Genomic DNA, 18,820 nt, shown 5'->3' on the forward strand with positions numbered 1-18,820 from the left:
TGGCGATTTACCACCGCAGATGCTCGCGTCAAACTGAAGCGGCTTTATCCCTCAATTCAACCTTGACTCTCTACTAGGGAATACTAAAGATTCAGGGTTACGATTTTCTGGTTTAATCGCAGCAATAATTTCTGCAAGTTGAGCATTAATCGAAAATTTCCTTAAGTTCTGTCTTTTCAGACGATCTTGGGTCACAAGCTTCCTGCCGTCGTAAATAAGAACCCTCTGAAAAGTGATGACTTGTCGACCAATATGCTTCCACTGTAAAGCAAGAGCTTCGGAAGGTCGGCATCCCGTAAAGAACAGAAATTCCACAAGGGGGGCATACCTTTCGTAGTAACGATTAGCTTTGAAGGCGGCAATGATGCGATCTCGTTCTTCCCTGGTAAAAGGATTGGTTTCTTCCTCCTCTTCGCCATTAGGTTTTTCTAACTTAATTTCTGATGCCATCCCTTGAAATGGGTTGCCATCAATCAAACCAGACTTCTTTGACCACTTGCAACTTGCTGATAGCTGCGTCAAAACCCGTTTTGTGGAATCCGCAGGTACATTGGCAACCAACCAGTCAAGATAGCTTGCGCTTCAGTCAGCAATTTATAAGGACACCTGCTTATATGATTGGTGACCCATCCATACATCCGGATTGTGGAGGCTGACTTTTTGGGCGATCGCGCCTCTCTATAGCGATTCCAAATCTCAGGTAAGTCTAAGCCGTCGTTAGTATTAGTAGGCGTCGGTTCAACAGTGGTCAGAGCTACCAGAACTTTATACTTGTCGAGATTGTCGGGGTCGAACTCACCATACGCAATATCCCGCTCAACCTCCAATGCCCTGTCTTGTGTCTGCTTACGGTTGAAGGGGGTATCTCCCAAACCAGTAGACACGAAATGGCGCTTTCCATTAAAAGTAAAAACTAGTTGGAGCCGGTTATTGCTGCTTCTGATTTGGACACTACCTGTCCTTGCTTTTCTAGGGGACTTGGGAGAATACATGGCGTTTGAGAGGAGTTGGGCAAGATTTCTAGTACTAGGGTACCCACCATCCCCTCATCTTTATCTCAATCCTTATCTCAATCTTGGCTCCAAACAGCCCTAATTCCCCCTAAAAATACCCAACGTAAATCTGACATCGTTCAGCAGAGGATGCCTGAACCCCTTGTTCAGTAAGGGAAACGCTTATCCATCAAAAAAGCTGGTGACAAGACTCGAACTTGCGACCGGCTGATTACAAATCAGCTGCTCTACCAACTGAGCTACACCAGCATTCTTCCTAATATATCAGATTTTATCCGATGTCCTGCAACATTAGAAACATCCAAGCAATCGCGCTGTGCTTAATCTAACTTGATTATGAGTAAGGGAATTAGCAACCATTACTCATGATCAAAATTTTGCACTCGATCGACGATCGCTCACGATTTAAGCTTTAAAGCAGTTCCCTGAACGGTTGAAGCCGACTCAACCCTTAGCAGACGATTGATGGTAGGCACCACATCGATATTGCGAACCTGCTTGAAAGTTCTACGATCAATATCTGGGCCTGCCGCAAAAAAGATTGCACTCATGTTTGGCTTTTCTGGGTCATAGCCATGAGCGCCATAAAAACTGGGAACCGAAAACACGACACTCGCAGCAGCATCGTCACCCACGCGCGGAACTAAAGGAGTTTGAGCGCCATCGAAGTTATAACCCTCTTTGAGCGTTGCAAAAACATCGCCGCTATCCTGAGCAATAAACTCATTGGTGCCTAAGCCAAAGGTTGGGTCACTGAGACCGCTCGGTCGAGGGCGAGGATAAATCTGATCAAAAACTCGTTTGTTCTGCTTGCTGTAATTTGGGTTGGAGTCTGCTAATTCTTTTAAGGCTTTGAGCACCTGCTGCTGCAAGAGAATGTACTCGCTCCGGCTGACGGTGCCATCGGGTTCGCGTCCTTGCAGATTGATATAAACATTGACCGCAGGGCCGGACGTAATCGCCCGCACTTTCGTCATATCAACCCCTTTGTTCGTCAAAAAAGCATTCAGGTTAACGGCGGTATGAAAGGGAGAAAAGCCGTGGTCAGACACCACAATGATGTTACGTCGAGGAACTCCACCGCGAGTGGTTCCTACTGCGTCAATAATTTTTTGTACTGCGCGATTTGCAGTTTTGTAGGCGGTTTGAACATAGGTTTCATAACGGGCAATTTTTGCAGAGTCTTGCCCAGAGCCGATCGTATTCGCGTCAGCCGGATTGGTTGCTTGGCGAGAATCAATCGCGAGAAACTGATGTTCTGATCCGTCGGGTTGCTCGATATAGAGCATCACCAAATCAGCATCAGGATTTTTGGCGATCGCTCTCAGGGCGACACGAGTTTGATAATCAACAAAGGTGCGGACTTGATCTTCGTAAATGTTTTCTAATTCAAGGTCAGAAAAATCAGTCAACCCAGGAGTCGATCGCTGAGGAATCCGAAAATCGGGTTGCGGTGCCCAAAAGCCAACAGTCTGATTGATATCGTCTACGTCTGCTAGCACTGCCGAGTTGCGGGGAATCGAGTTTGCAGAATAGCGCACCAAATGAACGGTTGATAAGTCGGGTGCTAAATTGCTGACATAAAAAGCAGTTCCAGCTTTGTTAGAGCTTCCTTCTAAATAAAATAAACTCGACTTTTTGCGCTTGGCTTTTACAAATGCTGAACCCGTTGAGGGCAAACTGCCGCCCGATCGAATACCGCTTTTGGCATCAAAAAAAACCAGCGTGTCGTAATTGACTTGACGATCGTTACTCGTATCCAATGCCGCAACTTGCAGGTCATAACTCACGGCACCGACCGTAAATTGTTCTAGCCCATTCGTTTTTTGCAACACTGGACTGTAGAACGTTTTCCCTGCGGCAGTTAGCTGATCTTTTGTCTGAGTCGGTGCGGCACTAAAATCTCCGGCGCTGAGGCTAAAGCCCTTTGCAGATAACCCTGCAAAGCCGCCAAACGGCACTGTGTAATCGACCGTTCGCAGTTGGGCAGGTTGCACGATCGGGCTATCGGCGGCGCTAGAAAGTCTGATATCTGCACCATCGGCTCCAGGAAAGGTGGCTGCAACAACTTTTTTACCGTGTTGTCTGAGCTTAATCCAGATCGGTTCAGCCGTTGGGGTTGCAGATTGAGTCGCGCCAGTTGCTTCGATCGCATAGCCTCCGATCGGAGCCGCAAACCCACTAACATTTTGTTTAAACGGGCTGGCAACCAGGTGAAAACTATTGGCAACGACATCATGACGGGCAGTGGTAGAGCCAGAATTTAGGGTGGTGTGACAGGCAGCGGTTAGCGATGGATTGCAGGTGAGATTGCGCTGTGCAGAGACTCCTCGACTTTGCAGCAGTCCTAACCCTGTGCGTCGGTTGAGAACTCCTTTTGCCAAATAGTCATCAATAATGCGAGGCGTTGCGCCATCGAGTGAAATCAAAACAACTTGCGATCGCGAGGGTTTAATAACGCTTTGGGCAGTGGCTAAATGAATGGCATTCACCAATAAAAAAGTCACTAAAGCTAATGCTGATAAACGCAAAAATAATCTGCGAGGCAACCAATCAAAAATGCGCTGAGAAACCAAGGAGAGTTGAGATTCTCCCCACTTGTTAATTTTCATCGAAATTGTGAAATCCCTGAATAGTTGAATAGAGGTACAGTCTACCGCCACGATATTAAGCGCAGACTATAGTTCGATAAAGACGTGCTTAGAGAAGCCATAACCTTTTCCTAAACAAACTTGAAAACTGCCTCTTTCAATAGACAGATTCTTGCGATCGCTAAACCTCTCTTCTAGTAGCGTGATCTGCTCATTCAACACGACCTGCGATAGAGAAGAAGTCGCGACGATCGCAGTAGCCTTGAAGAGTGAACTTTTGTAAATTTGCTTTCGTTCAAGCCTTGATTTTCGACTTTCTATGGTATCCGCTTTCTTTAATTTGGAATCTAACGTATGAACGCAACTGTAGTCAGTTCCAGCAGACTAAGTAGCTGGACAACAGAAGAACTTAAAAACGAGATTTTAGCGCTTACAAAAGACCGGGATGCTGACCCGCTAAACAAAAAAGTTTTATTTTATAAAGAACAATTAGTTCCTTATTTTGAAGAGCTAAGTCGGCGCAACCCTTACCCGATCGTTGAAGATCAAGTTCCGGTTGTATTAGGGGTCTGGACACCTGTTTGGTCAACGATTCCTTTTCATGACAGCTTGCCGGGGCGCATTCACAATCAGTCGTATCAAATCTTTGGCGACAAAGGCTATTACGGCAACATTGCTCGTTATGCACCCGGAAATCAGTCTAATTTCTTGCAGAAGCTTTCATCGCTTTTGGTCGCCTATGACTTTATGGTGCTGCAATCGTTTGCGGTCAGAGACGGTCAATGGTGCATTCAAAATGTTGGCATTGAGCAGGCATTTAGAAGACGGAATAGTGCTCTGACGATCGACAAGGCAGAAGACTGGTTTACGTCGGTTGTAGAGATGCGGCTTGATGCAAAAAAAGCGGATTTACCCCAAGAGTTAACGCTGAAAAATCTAGACCGAAATACGGTCAAAAAGTTCGAGAAAACCTATCTGGCATCGCCCAAATTTGAGCATCTTTATGTAGACGAAAACTTTCGTTTGGTGAAGACGCAGCGAGAAGAAAAACAACGACCCTCTTATACGATCGCTATTCGCAGACGATAGATTTGTGAATGTGACAGATTTGCATGAGGGCACAACATGCCATGCTACTGTCAGATCGATCGCGATTGTTTTTGAAATTGGTATTAGAACACTACAGGAACGTTAACAATAATAATCCTACAGACAGGTTCAGAATCAGTTCTCACGCTTAATCGCGCTCTCGTGCCATTCTCTAAGTAAGAAGTCAGATAGCCAGGTCAAACACACGAAGACTAACACACCTGTTAACGTGATCATGAATAGAGCAGCAAACATTCGAGGAATTTGTAGATTATAACTTGCGATCAAAATCTGATAGGCTAACCCCGATTGTGAGCCTCCGGTGCCAGCTACAAATTCTGCAACGACCGCTCCAATCAGCGCTAACCCACCGCTAATCTTTAAGCCGCCTAAAAAATAGGGCATTGCACTGGGTAAACGCAGATAGATCAAGGTTTGCCAACGGGAAGCCCGATATAAGTGAAATAGGTTGATCAAATTATGATCAACGCTATTCAGACCAAGCGTGGTGTTTGATACGATCGGGAAGAATGCCACAATCCAGGCACAAACGATTAACGCTAGAAAGGTATCGTTTTTTAACCACATGATGATCAGCGGTGCGATCGCTACGATCGGAGTGGTTTGCAAAATCACCGCATAGGGAAAGAAGCTGCGTTCGATCCATTTGCTTTGGGCAAATAGAACTGAAATTAACAGTCCTGAGATTGCGGCTATGATGAACGCGATTAACGTCACTTTCAAGGTGACTAACAGAGACGGAAAGAGTTCGCCCCAGGAACTGATCAAGGTTTGGAATACTAAAATTGGCCCCGGCAACAGGTAGGGGGGCATATTTGTCACGCGGACAAAGATTTCCCACGCTGCGATCGCAAACACTCCCACCACGGCTGGGGCCAAAATGTTGGGAGAGAGCGTTCGTTTGATCAGAGAAGGATGATTTGGTAGTGTTCTGGGTTTGTCTTGATCGCCCGATCGCTTCACCTTGGACAGATTGCTAAAAAGATTGATAGACGTAGGCGGGTTGAGCCAGCCCATCCGCAAAAATTCTTGGAGTCCTAGAATCAAGACGGTCAATTGTCGCCAAAACATGATGTCTAATTTCCTTTAAAGAGTAGCGATGGGCAGATCGCGATCGGCTCCTTTGAGTGACGCTTCTGCGAGATGGCGAGACACGTCTCGGCAATAGTGGTTATAGTCTATCGAGGTGCGAAACTCTTCATTGCGCGGGTAAGGCTCATCGATGATCACATCCGCCACTACTCGACCGGGGCGATCTGCCATCACCACGACTCGCTGAGACAAATAGACCGACTCATAGATGTTGTGAGTCACAAAAATCACTGTCCAGCGCAGTTGATTCCACAACGATAAGAGGTCGCTGTTGAGTCGGCTGCGAGTCATTTCATCTAAAGCGGCAAAGGGTTCATCCATCAACAGCACATCAGGTTTTGTCACTAGCGCCCGCGCGATCGACACGCGCATTTTCATGCCGCCCGACAACTCACGCGGATAGGATTTCTCAAAGCCTTGCAAACCGACCCTCGCGATCGACTCTTCAACGGCTGCCATTGCCTCTCGCTTGGGCATTTTTGCTAGAGTCAGCGGCAGTCGCACATTATCTCGCACGGTTGCCCAAGGCATGAGCGCCGCCTCTTGAAACACATAAGCGAGTTTAGGGGTTTGACCTTGCCCCCACTCTAATTGCCCCGAACTCATCTGCCCCAGCCCGGCAATAATTCGCAGAGCGGTGCTTTTGCCACAGCCAGACGGGCCTACTAGGCTAATAAACTGCGAGGCACCGATTTCAAGGTTTAGGTCTTGCAGGGCGATCGTGCCATTGGCATAAACCTTATTGATATGACTGAGCGTAATGGTCGGAGTCATGGCGATCGAGCTAGGGTGATCAAAATCAAGCGTATCTGATTTACCGTGAATTCGATGAGATTTATCGCTTCGTCAAGAGCGGCTTCTGCCCCCTAAATCCCCCATTCTGAGGGACTTTGAATCGGAAATTTTGACTTGAAGTCCCCCAGTTTTGGGGAACTTAGGGGGCGCGATGGACTGGTAACGAAGTCGTCGAATTTACGTTGATTTAGTAGGTGGCGGCTAATCGACTCGCGAGATAGTTTCCTGCCAAGATGGGCGGATATTTGGCAGCCCGATCGCCGGGTTGCTCTAAACAGGCAATCTCAACCTCTGGGTTTGGGTCGCAGAAGAGCGCGATCGAGTAGCGCGATCGCAAACGCCCGCAGAATATTGGGGGCAACATCCGCCGTGCAGCGTTGATAAAACTCGGTCACTACTTCGCGAAACGCCTCTTGACGAGGGGTGCGACCTCCACTTGATTTAGAAGTTGAACCATGATATCACTCAGTGATGCAACTCAGAGAGGGAAGAATGGGCGCTCAATTGCTGAGTCAATCCGGGACGCAAGTGACGATAGAAGTCACCGTAGACCTGAGTCGTTCCCTGCTGACAAGTGAAGAAGCGATTCAGGAAAGCCTGAACGAGGCGGGTCGGATTGCCACTACAGCCGCCCTTGAGTATCTGGACACCGATGGCTCAGCCATTGAGATTGCCGGAGAGGTGATGCGAACCAAAGGCAAGCAGCCGAAAGCGTATCAAACACCCTACGGAGAAGTCGTGATTGAACGCCATGTCTATCAGCGTTCTGGAGGCGGTAAAACGGATTGTCCGCTAGAGCGAGCCTCCAGAATCATCATCACCTCCACCCCGTTGTTTGCGAAACAAGTGTCCTCGAAACTTGCCTATGGTTCCGCCCGAGAGGTGCAACGAGATTTGGCTGAGAACCATCAACGCCCCGTTGCCGTTTCGTACATTCAGCGCATCAGCGAAGCAGTTGCCACGATCATTGAGGTGAAAGAAGAAAGCTGGGACTATGTGCCGCCGCAATTGGAAGCGGAGATTGCCAGTGTTGCGATTGGCTTAGATGGCACCTGTATGCTGTTGTGCGACACTGGATGGAGAGAAGCCATGGTCGGCACCATCAGTCTGTATGACGCGTTTGGAGAACGACAACACACGATTTATATTGGCGCTACTCCCGAATACGGCAAGAAGACGTTTCTGGAACGGCTAGAGCGAGAAATTGCTCGTACTAAAGCTCGTTATCCCCAAGCCACCTATATCGGGATTGCGGATGGGGCAGCCTCAAACTGGCAATTCCTCAACCTCCATACTCAGGAACAAGTGCTGGATTTCTATCATGCCTCCGCCTATCTCGGTGCGGTTGCTGTGGCGCTGTATCCCACTCATTTAGCCCAGCAACGGCACTGGCTTCAGGAGAGTTGTCATCATCTCAAACATGACCCAGGGGCAGCCACCCAACTCTACCAACAGATGCTGAAGTTATCTCAATCTTCAGAACACTCGAAGACAATTCAAGAAAACTTGGCAGCAGCAGTCACCTACTTCCAGAATCATCACCATCAGATGGACTATGCCCTTTATCGCAGCAGACACTATCCGATTGGCTCTGGAGTCACAGAAGCTGCCTGCAAGACTGTAATTAAGCAACGGTTGTGTTGTTCTGGGATGCGGTGGAAGGAGAAAGGAGCCGCCGCGATTCTGAGTTTGAGAGCGTTAGTTTTAACCTCAACGCGTTGGGACCAATTTTGGAACAAGCTGAATCAATACGGCTTTTCCATTGCCCTCTAAGAATATTAAATAGTATTAAATAGAGGTCGCACCCCGCCATGAAGTCCCGTTTACGATGTCCTGTCAATTTCTTAGCGGCATCTTTGAGCGTAACTTTGATGGTTTCATTGAGCATGATTGCTTGGGGTTCCTCTCCTACACAGTTGAGGACAGGCAGGGTGATTGCCGATCTCTTCACCTCTGGAATGCCTGGGACTTTATTTCTTGGCAAGTTCCTTATTGCAGTGATTAGTGCTTGTGCGGAGTCAAAGAAGCTCCTAGCAATTGAGAAAGCCAGACCTCAAAGCTGTGAATTGGATAGCGTCGAATGGCTTCTGTGGGGTTTACCATCGGCTTAACCAAAATTGTAAACATTCCCAAGCGATTTCCGGCAAGCACATCTGTAAACAAGCGATCGCCCACCATTCCAACTTGGTTCGGGGGCAAATTCATCCCCGTCAAGGCTCGTCTGAGTTTGCGACGAGACGGCTTCCCGGCTCCAATAATGTAGGGCAGACGGAGCGGCTCGGCAATGCGCTTGATCCGCGCTTCGCTAATGTTATTGCTGACCAACCAGAGCGTTGCTACCTGCTGAACTGCTTCAATCCAAGGCTGTAGCTCCTCAGACGCGTGAGCAGATGTGATCGGCACCAACGTTTCATCAACATCCAGCACCAGCCCTTTTAGACCAGAACGCTGAATGATTTCAGGAGTCAAACTGAGGATAGAGCTTTCTAAAATTAGATCAGGTTGTAGGAGGTTGCCCCAAGACATAAAACGCAGCCTAGTAATAAAAGGATTTTAACTCAGTTGGAGAGGTTCGCCGCTTAACTTCTATCTACAGACAGAGAGAAATAATACCCATTTCAAAAACAATTGCGACCGATTGAACGATCGCGAGAGGGTACGACATGTCGTGTCCCTTACCAGAACGAGCGTAAAGCCCCGATCTTTCAAGTCGGGGAGATAAGCGATGGACGATCGATCCAGCGTCCTATCTCTCAACAATCAGAACAGAGAGATTCTCAATACATCTTATTAGCCCGGCAACCATTGTGATGACCTTTGACCCTTACCCTAAATCCCTCTCCCAGAACGGGCAGGGTGGTTTCATGCAAGAGTTACGGATTGCTAATGTACCCGCTTCAATTTCAAAAACTGGCAGATTTAACTCGTAAATTGGGATCTCATTTTCATGCAACGCCTTAGCTTTTGCAGCGCACTACCTTAAGTCTTCAGTTAATCGCACGTCTAAAATCTGCCCTGGCTGAATCGTGGCAGATTTAGGAGCCGTCACATAAGTCACCGCCGCTCCTGCTGCCGCTCCTCCAATCACGTTGCCGCCAGAAAGTCCGCCTAAAATGGCACCTGCTACCGCCCCAATGCCTGAGTTGCGGATCAATCGATCGTTAGAAACTTTACGAGCACCGCCTAACACCTCTGATTGGGCAACGATCGCCACATTCTGCCCTTGAAGTAAAATTGCCTGAGCAATAAAACGACTGCCGCCGCCGATCGTTTCAAACTTCCCTAAGACTTCTGTGCCTTCTGGGGCGATTAAATTGCCAGCGCGATCGCGCAAACTATTTTGCAGCACCAAGACTTCTTGACGAGGCTGATCGGCTTGCAGGGACAATGCTTTGCTGCCAGGATATCGCAAGCTCAACACCGTGCCAGCCGGGACGATCGCTCCAGAATTGTAGCTGATCAATCCGGGTGGCTGCTGAGACGATCGCTCTAGCACAGGCAGCGTCGGCAGAGGTTGACCAAACTCGATCGTGTTGATTTGCCCCGATTTTGCTGAACGATTCACGATCGCCGCTTGGGGCACAGTTGGCTCTAGGGGTGGCACCGTCACGGCTGTCGCTGGGTTAGAAACCCCGGCAGGCGGCAGGTCAGACGCAGAATTAGGAATAGGCGCACGGTTGAGCGGTGGCACACTCACCGATGGGGCTGCGGTTGCAGAATTGGGCACCGTGACGGGCGGCAAAGAATCTGGAATCGCAAGACTCGGATTAATTTCTGGGAGTTGCAGACTAGGGGCTGGCTTTTGAACAATCCTCGGAGACGGCTCACTGTTTGAGGTTGGCACTTGAGGAGAAACGTCTGGAGACGCTGGCTTGGTCACAGACGGTTCAAGACTTGGGGCAATCCCTGGCGGAAAGTTTTCGGGAGATGGCGGAGTCGGAGAATTGGCAATTTTAGGCGAGGTTGGTTCAGCCACCACTGGGGGCACCGTCGTTGGAGGCAGATTGGTCGAGAGGGGTGGAGTCACTGTGGGTCGGGACACCGCGATATCAATAGGTTTGTCTGAAATAGGTTTGTCTGAAATAGGTTTGTCTGAAATAGGTTTGTCTGAAATGGGTTTGTCTGGAATGTTTGGGATCGCACGATCGGCTTCACGCGGCGCACTGACTTCGGGCTGAGTAGGCAAGATGCCCGGAGGATAGACTACTGGAGGAGCCTGATCGATTGCGGTTGGCGGCAGGCTTGAAGTTGTGGCAGGTTGCTTGGTTGCCGCTTGAGCCAGGAGGGGACGCAACACCCAACGATCGCTAGATTGTTCTGCATCGCCGACTCGCTGAAGCTGTGCCTGTCCCCGCAATAGGGTTGCATCGGGCGAAAGCTCTAACACAATGCGCGTTAGCCCTGGCTTGACCTGAGAAACCCGAACTTGTCGCACCGCTCCTTCATAGGTTTGCTGTCTCTGGACGCTTCCCACTTCGGTATCGGGCAAATCTAGGACAATGCGAGCGGGTCGCGCCATCAAAAAATAACGAGGCTTCACACCGTCTTTTAAGGTGACTTCTAGCTGGTTTGCGGTGGGGTCATATTGCCAGCCTGTTAAAGGAGCAGCCCAAGCAGGAGCCGAATCTAGACAGACGGCAAGGGAAGCTAGATAAAAGATACCTTTGCCCAACCCGTTGTGCGATTTTTTTTTCATGGTCGCGCGAAAGCCTTCAACAAACCTGGTTCATAGGATAATGCCAAGTGTTGATTTTGCAACAAATTCTGTCAGAAAAGTTAGGGATTTGTCAGCAGGGAACAAATTTTCTCAACCTGGTCTGAATAAGCTGTGTCGCTCAAAACAGGAGTTGCCCCTTCTAAAGCGATCGCCTCTTTTAAATCAATCCACGATCGACACCCGCCATATTCACTCTGATAAGAAATGACGTGGGTTTGGGAGAGGTTAGACACGCGCAAAAGCAGAATATAGAGCGGTAATTTTGGCTTCCATTGAAAGCGCTCTGCGGCAAACTGGGCGTTCCAAATATGAAACGGTAAAAGCGAGTCTAGAACTGCCGCTTCGCTGACTTGAAAAATCTCGGTAATCGCCGCCACTGAACTAATTTGCACCGTTTCAGGATGCCAGCCAGACGGGACTGCCTTCACCTTAGCTTGGAGATCATCTTTTAATAAATGGGGCTGCTGGTGTTCATAAGTTGGGTAGAGCAACACTTGAGTTTGTTCGACAGAAAAGCGTCTCTGTTCTCGAATGCCACCTTTTCGCAGCAGCACGATCGTCCTCCCAGTTTCTAGCGCATCGACAGCGATCGCCCACTCTTTCAGCGCATGGCTCAGATTTGCCATAGGTTTTGAGGCTTAAATTTTTAGGTTTGAGAAAAACTCTGAACACACCATAAAAAATGGAAACAAGATGCCTAATAGCCCAATCCAGCCGCCAAACTGCCCCAAAAAGAGGAAGAGCGTTTTGGTGTTTCCGGCAGAGCGATCGTGCGACATTGCCACAAATCGAGAACTGGCACTAATCAGCAATGCGCCGCCTAACCCCAACGGCACGCTAATCAAGAACCATGTTTTGAGTCGATCGCCCGGATCGATCAGCGCTACAGCAGGAAAGAAGACAAAACTAACAAATTCCACAGTCACCCAAAGACCCAGCGCGATGAAGAGGTCTTTTCTCTGCAACTCGTCGAAAGAGAAGTGATTCATGGTGAGATGCTAACTCTAAAGGTTTTGGATCAATGACAACTGACATAGACTATTTTTGCGAATCGGACGATCGTCGAATCTTTAGGTTTTCTCCTCGCTTGGGTTGAGAAAACCCTGTTAACTTAACTACCATGAAAGAAGCCTTGATGGGCAGTGCTGGATTACACAGTCATCAAGTTCAGCTTTTACGATCGCACCTTCAACGGAGAAAACTGTTATGACGACTCACGATTTATTGATGCTGGCTTTAATGCTGTCTCCCGGTATTTTACTATCAGTATTGGTAATGGCAAGCTTTGCCGCAGGCGGATAAAGCCAAGAACAGGAATAAGCGGAAATTTAGGTTTATCCTTTCCCCTTGAGACAGCACAAAGAGCCACTGAGAGCCTACCGTGCACACACAAGTCTCTTGGTTGGTCATTGCTGAGATCTTTGCCCCCTAAATCCCCCATTCTGGGGGATTTAGGGGGCTGAAGCCGACTGAAACGCAGCGACAAAGACTTGTGTGACACCGTGGGTTCCTGAGAGCAAGGGTAAATAGGAGCGCGAATACGAGGAGCGAAGCTAACGCCAATGACGCAAACACTCACCAAATCTACAGATCAGCGAATTGTTCTAGAGGGAACGTGGGAGCATTTCAAACACCTCCAAAAAGGGTATGAAGGAATCTCCCGTGCAAAGCTGACTTATTACAACGGAACGATCGAGATCTTTATGCCCGGTGAAGACCACGCCACATTTACCCACGTTATTGGCTATCTGATCAGCACCTTTCTGATTGATAGAGGCATCGCATTTAAACCTACAGGTGACAAAACTCAAGAGCGAGAGGGTGAAGTCTCTGCACAGGCAGATCAGTCTTACTGGATTGGGCAGCAGAAACCCATTCCCGATCTTGCGATCGAAGTCGTCTTCACCAGTGGCAATGCTGCCAAACTTTCCAAATACGGTGCGTTAGGCGTTTCTGAGGTGTGGTTTTGGGAAGACGGCACATTGGCGCTCTATCATCTGAGAGACGATGGCTATCAACGCATCAATCGGAGTGAGCTACCAGGGTTAGAGGCTCTAGACTTAGATTTGCTAAAACGCTGTATTCTCGTTGGAGAGACCGATTTGGGTAGAGCGGTTCAGATGTTGCGATCGCAGGAGGGCAATCACCCATGATAGTCAGTGGAAAACTGGAACTCACTATTTAAGCCCTATCTCCTGGAGCCTTTGTTGAAGATAAGCGCCTGCCGTAATCGGAGGAAAAGTTGCATGACCTCCGGTTTTAGAAATGCTGCTGGGCAGAGGTGTTAAGTCTGCTTCAGGTTTGGGATGAACAAAATAAGGCATTGAGAAGCGACGATCGCGATCGTGATCAGGATTGACCACTTGATGAGTTGTGCTTTTGAGCAATCCATTCGTCAATTGCTGAAGCATATCGCCACTATCGACAATAATTTGACCTTCGAGAGCGTGAATCGGTCGCCACAAACCATCTCGTTGCCGAAGTTCTAACCCGTCTGCGGTGGCTTCACACAACAACGTGATCAGATTGATGTCTTCGTGAGGAGCCGATCGTAAACTGGCTGGGTGGGCATCGATCGAAACAGGCGGGTAGTGAATGACGCGCAGAATTGTGTCACCGCCGATCGTCATCTCTCGCAGCAGATTTCTCGGCTCTCCTAAATACAGCGCACAGGCTTCTAGCAGTTTGGCGGCACAGGCTGCAAGTTGAGTATGCAGTTCGTTTAGAGTCGGGGCAAACTGCGGAACTTCTGCGGGATGCAGGTTCGGCAACTTTGACGCGCCGACATGCCAAAATTCTTTGAGATCGGGGACGGGATGATCTTTCGCGTGTTCTCGACCAAAGCGCGTAAAGCCTCTCTGTCCGTTGAGTTGCGGATCTTCATAGCGTCGCTTCACCGCTTCTGGAAGCTCAAAAAAAGTTTGAGCAACCTGATAAGCAGACTGAATCAGCGTGGAGTCAACGCCGTGATTAATCACCGCAAAAAAGCCGATGTCTTCTAATGCAGACCCCATCGCTGTCACAAAACTTTGCTGTCGCGGGGGCGAATCAGAGAGAAAATCTTGTAGATCGACTACAGGAATGGTTTGGAGACGCATAGATGGAAGGGCAAACGATGGATACGCTTTCTTTGATAAATGTCGCAACGTGGCTGGTTCCAGTTTATGCAGCATTGGTGACGATCGGCGGCATTATTGGCTACACCCAGTCTAAAAGCAAAATCTCGCTGATCGCTGGTTTAGGAAGTGGGGCAGCCTTGGCGATCGCAACCTTACAGCCTCCGGTGATGCGGTTTGCGATCGCTGCTTTAATTGCCGCGCTGTTGCTGGTGGTCTTTGTCGTGCGGTTTTTGAAGACTCGCGCCTTCATGCCTGCTGGACTGATGGCGATTCTGAGCGGTGTGGCTTCGACGCTCTTTATTTTAGGCTTTTTTGCCAATCAAACCATTCGCTGACTCTTTGTTATGCACAGTCTAGAACACGACGACGGTGCGCTCTTGGGTCAATAGTTAGGGAGCGTCTCCCAAAAGGGGATATTGACGACTCCCTAGCCCCAACTTCCTACAGTTGAATGGTTGTTCGGTTATGCAACTCCTCTACTTGAATTAGGAAACCATCACCCAGAACAATGTTGAATTTCACTAAAGAACGTTCAATTTGATAACCGGGCAACACTCGGACGATTTGATATTCAGTCATCAAATCACTCATGCCATCCCATTTGAACAATGCCAGTTGATTGGATGCAATCTCACTCAGTTGTGAAACAAACTCTTCAATGCGATCGCTGACATTCACGAGAATGCCAGACGAGAGGAAGATGTAACGCTCTTGCAAATCCAAAGTGACACTGACTCGATAACGTTTCTCGATTGAGCAACGCAACTCAACGGTGAACGAAATCGAGCCAGGAACGATCGTCCTAACTCCCATAATATTTTGTCCTCTCGGTTAATTCAAAGAGGACAAGAATGCTGATTTCTCAGAGATTCTATAGGGATGAAAAACATATGCAGGATCTTGATTCCAGCCTTTCAAGATCCCATAGCAAAACCGACGGTGTACAATCATGAACGCCTCCTGAGTTAATGCAAGTAACTAGGGATGGAAGTCCTCGGAGTCTGATTTCGTAGATCAGGCTTCGGGGCACAACTTCATCACTGCGGTGTATTGTACAAGAGTTTTTTGTTTTTTGGAATGCTGAATTTTTGAGGAGGTGCGCTTACCCTTTGATTTCTGCTTGTCCCATTTCTCGTGGATGCCGCTTGTGATGAAAAGCAACCGATCGCTTAACCCACTAATACTTAGCTTTTTTCGGTTTGATACGAGTCATGTTTGCGTTGAATGATGTCCCGCACAACCTCCGATCGCATCTTGGGACGTTCATCCATAAAAGTTTATAATTCTTCAACAAAGTAACGGGTGTGCTCTCATAGAATCAGAATCTCCAATGAAAAGTGAGGGGAGATACCCGGAAAGTTTCGGGGTATCTCCCCAAACCAGAGAGATATACGGAAGGTTTCCGTATAATCAATAGTTCGGTTGCTTGAGTCATTGGTTGGGACAGAGACCACACAAAGGCTTAAAATTCTGATACAAGTACTTCTTAAAAGGATCTGACTGATGAAGGCGTTCAACATTGAAGACACGGCAATGATTTTGATCGATCATCAGGTCGGGACAAACACCTGGGCAAGCACAACTCCGCTTGAACTCTTGCAACGAAATGTGATTATTCTGGCAAAATTCGCCAAAGGCACAGGAATGCCAACCGTTTTGACTTCAAGTCAAGAAACGAATGTCAACGTTCAAGGTCCGTTGATGCCCGAACTACAAGAGATTTTGCCCGAAGAATTTGCCGCACGGATTAAGCGTCAAGGGGTGGTCAACGCTTGGGATGATGAAAATTTTGCGAATGCTTGCCGTAACACGGGGAAGAAAAATTTTGTGATGGCAGGCGTAACAACCGACGTTTGCATGGTTGCGCCTGCAATTAGTGCGCTTGAAGAAGGTTTCAACGTCAAGGTTGTGTGTGATGCCTGCGGTTCGACGAATCAGATTGCGGAAGAAATGTCTTGGCGCAGAATGGAACGTGCGGGTATCGGCTTAACCAGTACAAATGCGATAGTTGCTGAACTGGTCAAGAATTGGGCTTCGACTGCTGGTGCGATCGCCTTCCCTTTGTTGACATAAAGCAAAGTAATGCGGAATTGCCAAACCTGAGTTAAAACTTTCGTAAACACAATCGAACAACGCTGTTGCAGCGGACTACCAAGGTTCACTGATGCCGATGCCAAGACGATTTACAGCCGCTGAACAGCAACGTTAGCTTGCGGCGCACAGCTTGGAGAGTTGCGCTATTTTTGTAAAATCATAAGCACAATGCCTTCTCTCGAAATTATCTGCATCCAACAACTGGAGCCGACCGACTTTTCGCACTTGCCGTTCAGGGTTGAGGCAGAGACGGTGTTGACTTCACATCGCAGCCCACAGCCTTTGTTCCAAGGAGATTTTGATAAGTTGCAAGGCTGTATCTATCATCTGCTTGATGAGAAGAGCGTAACTGCTTACAATCTTCTCAAGCGAGATTGGTATAGAGAAGGCGATGATTCAGATGATAATGTAGAATTCAAGGATGAATACTTGCCTCTTGTAAAAAGCCTGCTTAAACAGTTGCTTGCGGCTTCACCTGTTGGTCAAATTCTGTTCACAACAGATTATCAGTTTGGTTCCGATGGCGCAGAAAGGTATGGATCAATTTCATTCTCTGAGTTTTGGCAAATGCACAATGCGGGTAAGGTCAAAATGAACGCCTCATACTTGATATCCGCAAGCTAACAACTCGGTTGCAGCGGACACATAGATGTTCTGTAAAATCTTGGGAGTGCTCCGTGCCGCTGAACCGACCCGTTATACGGCTCAGTTTTCGGTGCAGACGGTACACTTCAGCTAGTGGTGGGATGCGATCGTAAATAATTTTCGAGATCATCTGCTGGAGCATAGTAATGAAAGAGTGGTACAAGGAAGACCTCGCATACATTCATGATGTTGGTCATAGTGATTACGCTCTCAAGTCAGCCCCTGGCATACTCAAAATTTTGGCTCAAAACAACATTCGAGACGGTTTAGTAGTGGACTTGGGCTGTGGAAGTGGATTATCAGCTTTAGAACTCACGAAAGCGCATTATCAGGTTTTCGGGGTGGATATTTCTGAGTCTCTGATTTCAATCGCTCGAAATAGAGTTCCAAGTGCTGAGTTTCGAGTTGAGTCACTATTTAAGGTCGATATCCCATCTTGTAATGCGGTTATCTCAGTCGGTGAATGTCTCAATTACCTGTTTGATGATGATAATAATTATCAAATACTCACTCAACTTCTTGAGCGTATTTACAACGCATTAGCTCCGGGGGGTGTTTTTGTTTTTGATATTGCAGAACCCGGTCAAGTGATAGAAGGCAACAGAGTTAAAAGTTTTACTGAGGGGAAAGATTGGATAGTGCTGGTTGAAAAGGAGGAGGATCAGGAGAAGTTAGTCTTAAGCCGTCGCATTGTCACTTTACGCAGAGTGGGAGAATACTATAGGCGGGATGACGAGTTGCATTATTTGGGATTGTATAAAGCCGCAGATATTACTGAGAAGTTGAGCCAAGTCGGTTTTACTGTTGAGAGTATGGAGAGTTACGGTGATTACAAGTTACCACAAGCTCATGTTGCCTTTGTTGCACACAAATCAATGTGACATCGAAAATTAGGCGATCACCATATAACAATTGCGGTGCAACGGATTGAGGGAAGCCGCTGGGGCTAAGTTCAAGGGGATCGGCAACCGCTGACCGCAAACGTTAGACCGACAGCGCCATTTAGTTCACTTGTACTGTATGCTAAAATCTTCGTGACGCTACGATCTAACTAGCGTTGGAGCCGACAACCGAATTTGCATTCTTCGTCAGTGAGCAGAACCGCTTGCGGTTGCGGCTCAACTAGGTTTTATGCGGCTAAGGTTTTGGTAGAGACAACCTTGAAAGGTTAGCTCAGATCTTGCACCCGTCTCAACGATTTCCCGATCACCCGCCCTGAATTAAAATTCGGGCTAGTCGCAAAAGTCCTCTGAAGAGGACTGAGCCAAAGTTTCAACCCGTTTCAATGGGTTTAAGCGATGAGCCAGGAACTTCAGTTTTGGGCGGTTGTTGACAGAGGTGCAAGATCTAAGTTAGATCTGATAGACGATTACCATGACAAACTCTCTGGGTTTCGTAAATTGAAAACTGAGCTATTTGTTTACTTATGTTTAAGCTAGCTTCCGATTACAACCATCTAAGTGACTTACTCGCATCGCAACATTGGAGAGAAGCCGATGATGAAACTGCCAGGATTATGCTGAAAATTGCAGAAAGAGAGGCAGAGGGGTGGTTAGATTGTAATTCGATAGGACTTACGCATTGACAAAAGTAGCAAGGTCTGAAGTCAAGCCACCGTCGATTGGGAGAGGTTTTCCAAGATGA

General features: G+C 47.9%; 20 protein-coding genes and 1 tRNA gene. 8 read left to right on the top strand and 13 right to left on the bottom strand.

The features are described from left to right. Positions 1 to 51: 51 nt before the first annotated feature. The 4 genes from C7B65_RS25095 to C7B65_RS25110 form a co-directional block, all read right to left on the bottom strand. Positions 52 to 561, bottom strand: a complete 510-nt coding sequence (locus C7B65_RS25095) for a site-specific integrase (protein ID WP_181314501.1) — start codon at positions 559 to 561, stop codon at positions 52 to 54. Beyond that, a complete protein-coding gene (locus C7B65_RS29745; protein WP_073075185.1) occupies positions 519 to 992 on the bottom strand; it encodes an Arm DNA-binding domain-containing protein in 474 nt (157 codons plus the stop codon). Before C7B65_RS29745 ends, C7B65_RS25095 begins: the two co-directional genes overlap by 43 nt. A 197-nt stretch (positions 993 to 1,189) precedes the next feature. Beyond that, positions 1,190 to 1,262, bottom strand: a tRNA-Thr gene (locus C7B65_RS25105). Positions 1,263 to 1,411: 149 nt separating this feature from the next. Continuing rightward, positions 1,412 to 3,625 carry an alkaline phosphatase family protein gene (locus C7B65_RS25110; RefSeq protein WP_083583260.1) on the bottom strand — a complete coding sequence of 738 codons (2,214 nt, stop codon included), beginning with the start codon at positions 3,623 to 3,625 and terminating at the stop codon, positions 1,412 to 1,414. A gap of 333 nt (positions 3,626 to 3,958) precedes the next feature. On the opposite strand from C7B65_RS25110, the gene C7B65_RS25115 reads away from it, so the two are divergent. Further along, positions 3,959 to 4,693 carry a hypothetical protein gene (locus tag C7B65_RS25115; protein ID WP_073075186.1) on the top strand — a complete coding sequence of 245 codons (735 nt, stop codon included), beginning with the start codon at positions 3,959 to 3,961 and terminating at the stop codon, positions 4,691 to 4,693. 135 nt (positions 4,694 to 4,828) lie between these two features. Here C7B65_RS25115 and C7B65_RS25120 read toward each other — a convergent pair whose 3' ends face one another. The 3 genes from C7B65_RS25120 to C7B65_RS28155 all read right to left on the bottom strand — a co-directional run bounded on the left by C7B65_RS25120 (position 4,829) and on the right by C7B65_RS28155 (position 6,965). After that, the gene (locus tag C7B65_RS25120; protein ID WP_223257521.1) at positions 4,829 to 5,785 is read right to left on the bottom strand and encodes an ABC transporter permease; all 957 of its coding nucleotides are present in this window, start codon (positions 5,783 to 5,785) and stop codon (positions 4,829 to 4,831) included. A gap of 15 nt (positions 5,786 to 5,800) precedes the next feature. Continuing rightward, positions 5,801 to 6,580, bottom strand: coding sequence for an ABC transporter ATP-binding protein (locus C7B65_RS25125; RefSeq protein WP_073075187.1), 780 nt, complete (start codon positions 6,578 to 6,580; stop codon positions 5,801 to 5,803). A 208-nt stretch (positions 6,581 to 6,788) separates the two neighbouring features. Then, positions 6,789 to 6,965 (bottom strand): hypothetical protein, encoded by a 177-nt coding sequence (locus C7B65_RS28155; protein WP_181314502.1) that lies wholly within the window; start codon positions 6,963 to 6,965, stop codon positions 6,789 to 6,791. Positions 6,966 to 7,093: 128 nt separating this feature from the next. Here C7B65_RS28155 and C7B65_RS25130 point away from each other — a divergent pair, with 128 nt between their 5' ends. Beyond that, positions 7,094 to 8,374 (top strand): ISKra4 family transposase, encoded by a 1,281-nt coding sequence (locus C7B65_RS25130; protein WP_073075188.1) that lies wholly within the window; start codon positions 7,094 to 7,096, stop codon positions 8,372 to 8,374. A 228-nt stretch (positions 8,375 to 8,602) separates the two neighbouring features. On the opposite strand, the gene C7B65_RS25135 is transcribed toward C7B65_RS25130, so the two are convergent. The 4 genes from C7B65_RS25135 to C7B65_RS25150 all read right to left on the bottom strand — a co-directional run bounded on the left by C7B65_RS25135 (position 8,603) and on the right by C7B65_RS25150 (position 12,307). Beyond that, complete coding sequence (locus C7B65_RS25135) at positions 8,603 to 9,127, bottom strand: YqeG family HAD IIIA-type phosphatase (protein WP_073075189.1); 525 nt, start codon at positions 9,125 to 9,127, stop codon at positions 8,603 to 8,605. A gap of 448 nt (positions 9,128 to 9,575) precedes the next feature. After that, a complete protein-coding gene (locus tag C7B65_RS25140; protein WP_073075190.1) occupies positions 9,576 to 11,297 on the bottom strand; it encodes an AMIN domain-containing protein in 1,722 nt (573 codons plus the stop codon). An 80-nt stretch (positions 11,298 to 11,377) separates the two neighbouring features. Then, a complete protein-coding gene (locus C7B65_RS25145) occupies positions 11,378 to 11,944 on the bottom strand; it encodes a DUF1802 family protein (protein ID WP_073075191.1) in 567 nt (188 codons plus the stop codon). A gap of 12 nt (positions 11,945 to 11,956) precedes the next feature. Further along, complete coding sequence (locus C7B65_RS25150; RefSeq protein ID WP_073075192.1) at positions 11,957 to 12,307, bottom strand: hypothetical protein; 351 nt, start codon at positions 12,305 to 12,307, stop codon at positions 11,957 to 11,959. Between the two features lie 573 nt (positions 12,308 to 12,880). Here C7B65_RS25150 and C7B65_RS25155 point away from each other — a divergent pair. After that, a complete protein-coding gene (locus C7B65_RS25155) occupies positions 12,881 to 13,471 on the top strand; it encodes a Uma2 family endonuclease (protein WP_073075193.1) in 591 nt (196 codons plus the stop codon). 24 nt (positions 13,472 to 13,495) lie between these two features. Here C7B65_RS25155 and C7B65_RS25160 read toward each other — a convergent pair whose 3' ends face one another. Further along, positions 13,496 to 14,416, bottom strand: a complete 921-nt coding sequence (locus C7B65_RS25160) for an isopenicillin N synthase family dioxygenase (RefSeq protein WP_073075194.1) — start codon at positions 14,414 to 14,416, stop codon at positions 13,496 to 13,498. Between the two features lie 2 nt (positions 14,417 to 14,418). On the opposite strand from C7B65_RS25160, the gene C7B65_RS25165 reads away from it, so the two are divergent. Then, the gene (locus C7B65_RS25165) at positions 14,419 to 14,772 is read left to right on the top strand and encodes a TMEM14 family protein (RefSeq protein ID WP_223257522.1); all 354 of its coding nucleotides are present in this window, start codon (positions 14,419 to 14,421) and stop codon (positions 14,770 to 14,772) included. A gap of 106 nt (positions 14,773 to 14,878) precedes the next feature. Here C7B65_RS25165 and C7B65_RS25170 read toward each other — a convergent pair whose 3' ends face one another. Beyond that, positions 14,879 to 15,250 carry a hypothetical protein gene (locus C7B65_RS25170; RefSeq protein WP_106254219.1) on the bottom strand — a complete coding sequence of 124 codons (372 nt, stop codon included), beginning with the start codon at positions 15,248 to 15,250 and terminating at the stop codon, positions 14,879 to 14,881. 690 nt (positions 15,251 to 15,940) lie between these two features. Between C7B65_RS25170 and C7B65_RS25175 the strand changes: the two genes are divergently transcribed. From C7B65_RS25175 to C7B65_RS29750, 4 genes are all read left to right on the top strand, one after another. Then, positions 15,941 to 16,510, top strand: coding sequence for an isochorismatase family protein (locus C7B65_RS25175; protein WP_073069802.1), 570 nt, complete (start codon positions 15,941 to 15,943; stop codon positions 16,508 to 16,510). A 189-nt stretch (positions 16,511 to 16,699) separates the two neighbouring features. Continuing rightward, entirely contained in the window at positions 16,700 to 17,155 is a 456-nt protein-coding gene (locus tag C7B65_RS25180) for a hypothetical protein (RefSeq protein WP_073069803.1), read from the top strand. A 167-nt stretch (positions 17,156 to 17,322) separates the two neighbouring features. Beyond that, the gene (locus tag C7B65_RS25185) at positions 17,323 to 18,057 is read left to right on the top strand and encodes a class I SAM-dependent methyltransferase (protein ID WP_073069804.1); all 735 of its coding nucleotides are present in this window, start codon (positions 17,323 to 17,325) and stop codon (positions 18,055 to 18,057) included. A 545-nt stretch (positions 18,058 to 18,602) separates the two neighbouring features. Then, entirely contained in the window at positions 18,603 to 18,761 is a 159-nt protein-coding gene (locus C7B65_RS29750; RefSeq protein WP_083582704.1) for a GUN4 domain-containing protein, read from the top strand. Positions 18,762 to 18,820 lie beyond the last annotated feature (59 nt).

The sequence above is a fragment of the Phormidesmis priestleyi ULC007 genome (genome assembly GCF_003003695.1).
In the GTDB taxonomy this organism is placed as follows: Bacteria; Cyanobacteriota; Cyanobacteriia; order Leptolyngbyales; family Leptolyngbyaceae; genus Phormidesmis_A; species Phormidesmis_A priestleyi_A.

Bases quoted from the DNA above. Each gene is read 5' to 3' on its own strand.
- C7B65_RS29745 (WP_073075185.1), bottom strand. From the start codon at position 992: ATGTATTCTCCCAAGTCCCCTAGAAAAGCAAGGACAGGTAGTGTCCAA.
- C7B65_RS25110 (WP_083583260.1), bottom strand. From the start codon at position 3,625: ATGAAAATTAACAAGTGGGGAGAATCTCAACTCTCCTTGGTTTCTCAG.
- C7B65_RS25115 (WP_073075186.1), top strand. From the start codon at position 3,959: ATGAACGCAACTGTAGTCAGTTCCAGCAGACTAAGTAGCTGGACAACA.
- C7B65_RS25120 (WP_223257521.1), bottom strand. From the start codon at position 5,785: ATGTTTTGGCGACAATTGACCGTCTTGATTCTAGGACTCCAAGAATTT.
- C7B65_RS25125 (WP_073075187.1), bottom strand. From the start codon at position 6,580: ATGACTCCGACCATTACGCTCAGTCATATCAATAAGGTTTATGCCAAT.
- C7B65_RS28155 (WP_181314502.1), bottom strand. From the start codon at position 6,965: ATGTTGCCCCCAATATTCTGCGGGCGTTTGCGATCGCGCTACTCGATC.
- C7B65_RS25130 (WP_073075188.1), top strand. From the start codon at position 7,094: ATGGGCGCTCAATTGCTGAGTCAATCCGGGACGCAAGTGACGATAGAA.
- C7B65_RS25135 (WP_073075189.1), bottom strand. From the start codon at position 9,127: ATGTCTTGGGGCAACCTCCTACAACCTGATCTAATTTTAGAAAGCTCT.
- C7B65_RS25140 (WP_073075190.1), bottom strand. From the start codon at position 11,297: ATGAAAAAAAAATCGCACAACGGGTTGGGCAAAGGTATCTTTTATCTA.
- C7B65_RS25145 (WP_073075191.1), bottom strand. From the start codon at position 11,944: ATGGCAAATCTGAGCCATGCGCTGAAAGAGTGGGCGATCGCTGTCGAT.
- C7B65_RS25150 (WP_073075192.1), bottom strand. From the start codon at position 12,307: ATGAATCACTTCTCTTTCGACGAGTTGCAGAGAAAAGACCTCTTCATC.
- C7B65_RS25155 (WP_073075193.1), top strand. From the start codon at position 12,881: ATGACGCAAACACTCACCAAATCTACAGATCAGCGAATTGTTCTAGAG.
- C7B65_RS25160 (WP_073075194.1), bottom strand. From the start codon at position 14,416: ATGCGTCTCCAAACCATTCCTGTAGTCGATCTACAAGATTTTCTCTCT.
- C7B65_RS25165 (WP_223257522.1), top strand. From the start codon at position 14,419: ATGGAAGGGCAAACGATGGATACGCTTTCTTTGATAAATGTCGCAACG.
- C7B65_RS25170 (WP_106254219.1), bottom strand. From the start codon at position 15,250: ATGGGAGTTAGGACGATCGTTCCTGGCTCGATTTCGTTCACCGTTGAG.
- C7B65_RS25175 (WP_073069802.1), top strand. From the start codon at position 15,941: ATGAAGGCGTTCAACATTGAAGACACGGCAATGATTTTGATCGATCAT.
- C7B65_RS25180 (WP_073069803.1), top strand. From the start codon at position 16,700: ATGCCTTCTCTCGAAATTATCTGCATCCAACAACTGGAGCCGACCGAC.
- C7B65_RS25185 (WP_073069804.1), top strand. From the start codon at position 17,323: ATGAAAGAGTGGTACAAGGAAGACCTCGCATACATTCATGATGTTGGT.
- C7B65_RS29750 (WP_083582704.1), top strand. From the start codon at position 18,603: ATGTTTAAGCTAGCTTCCGATTACAACCATCTAAGTGACTTACTCGCA.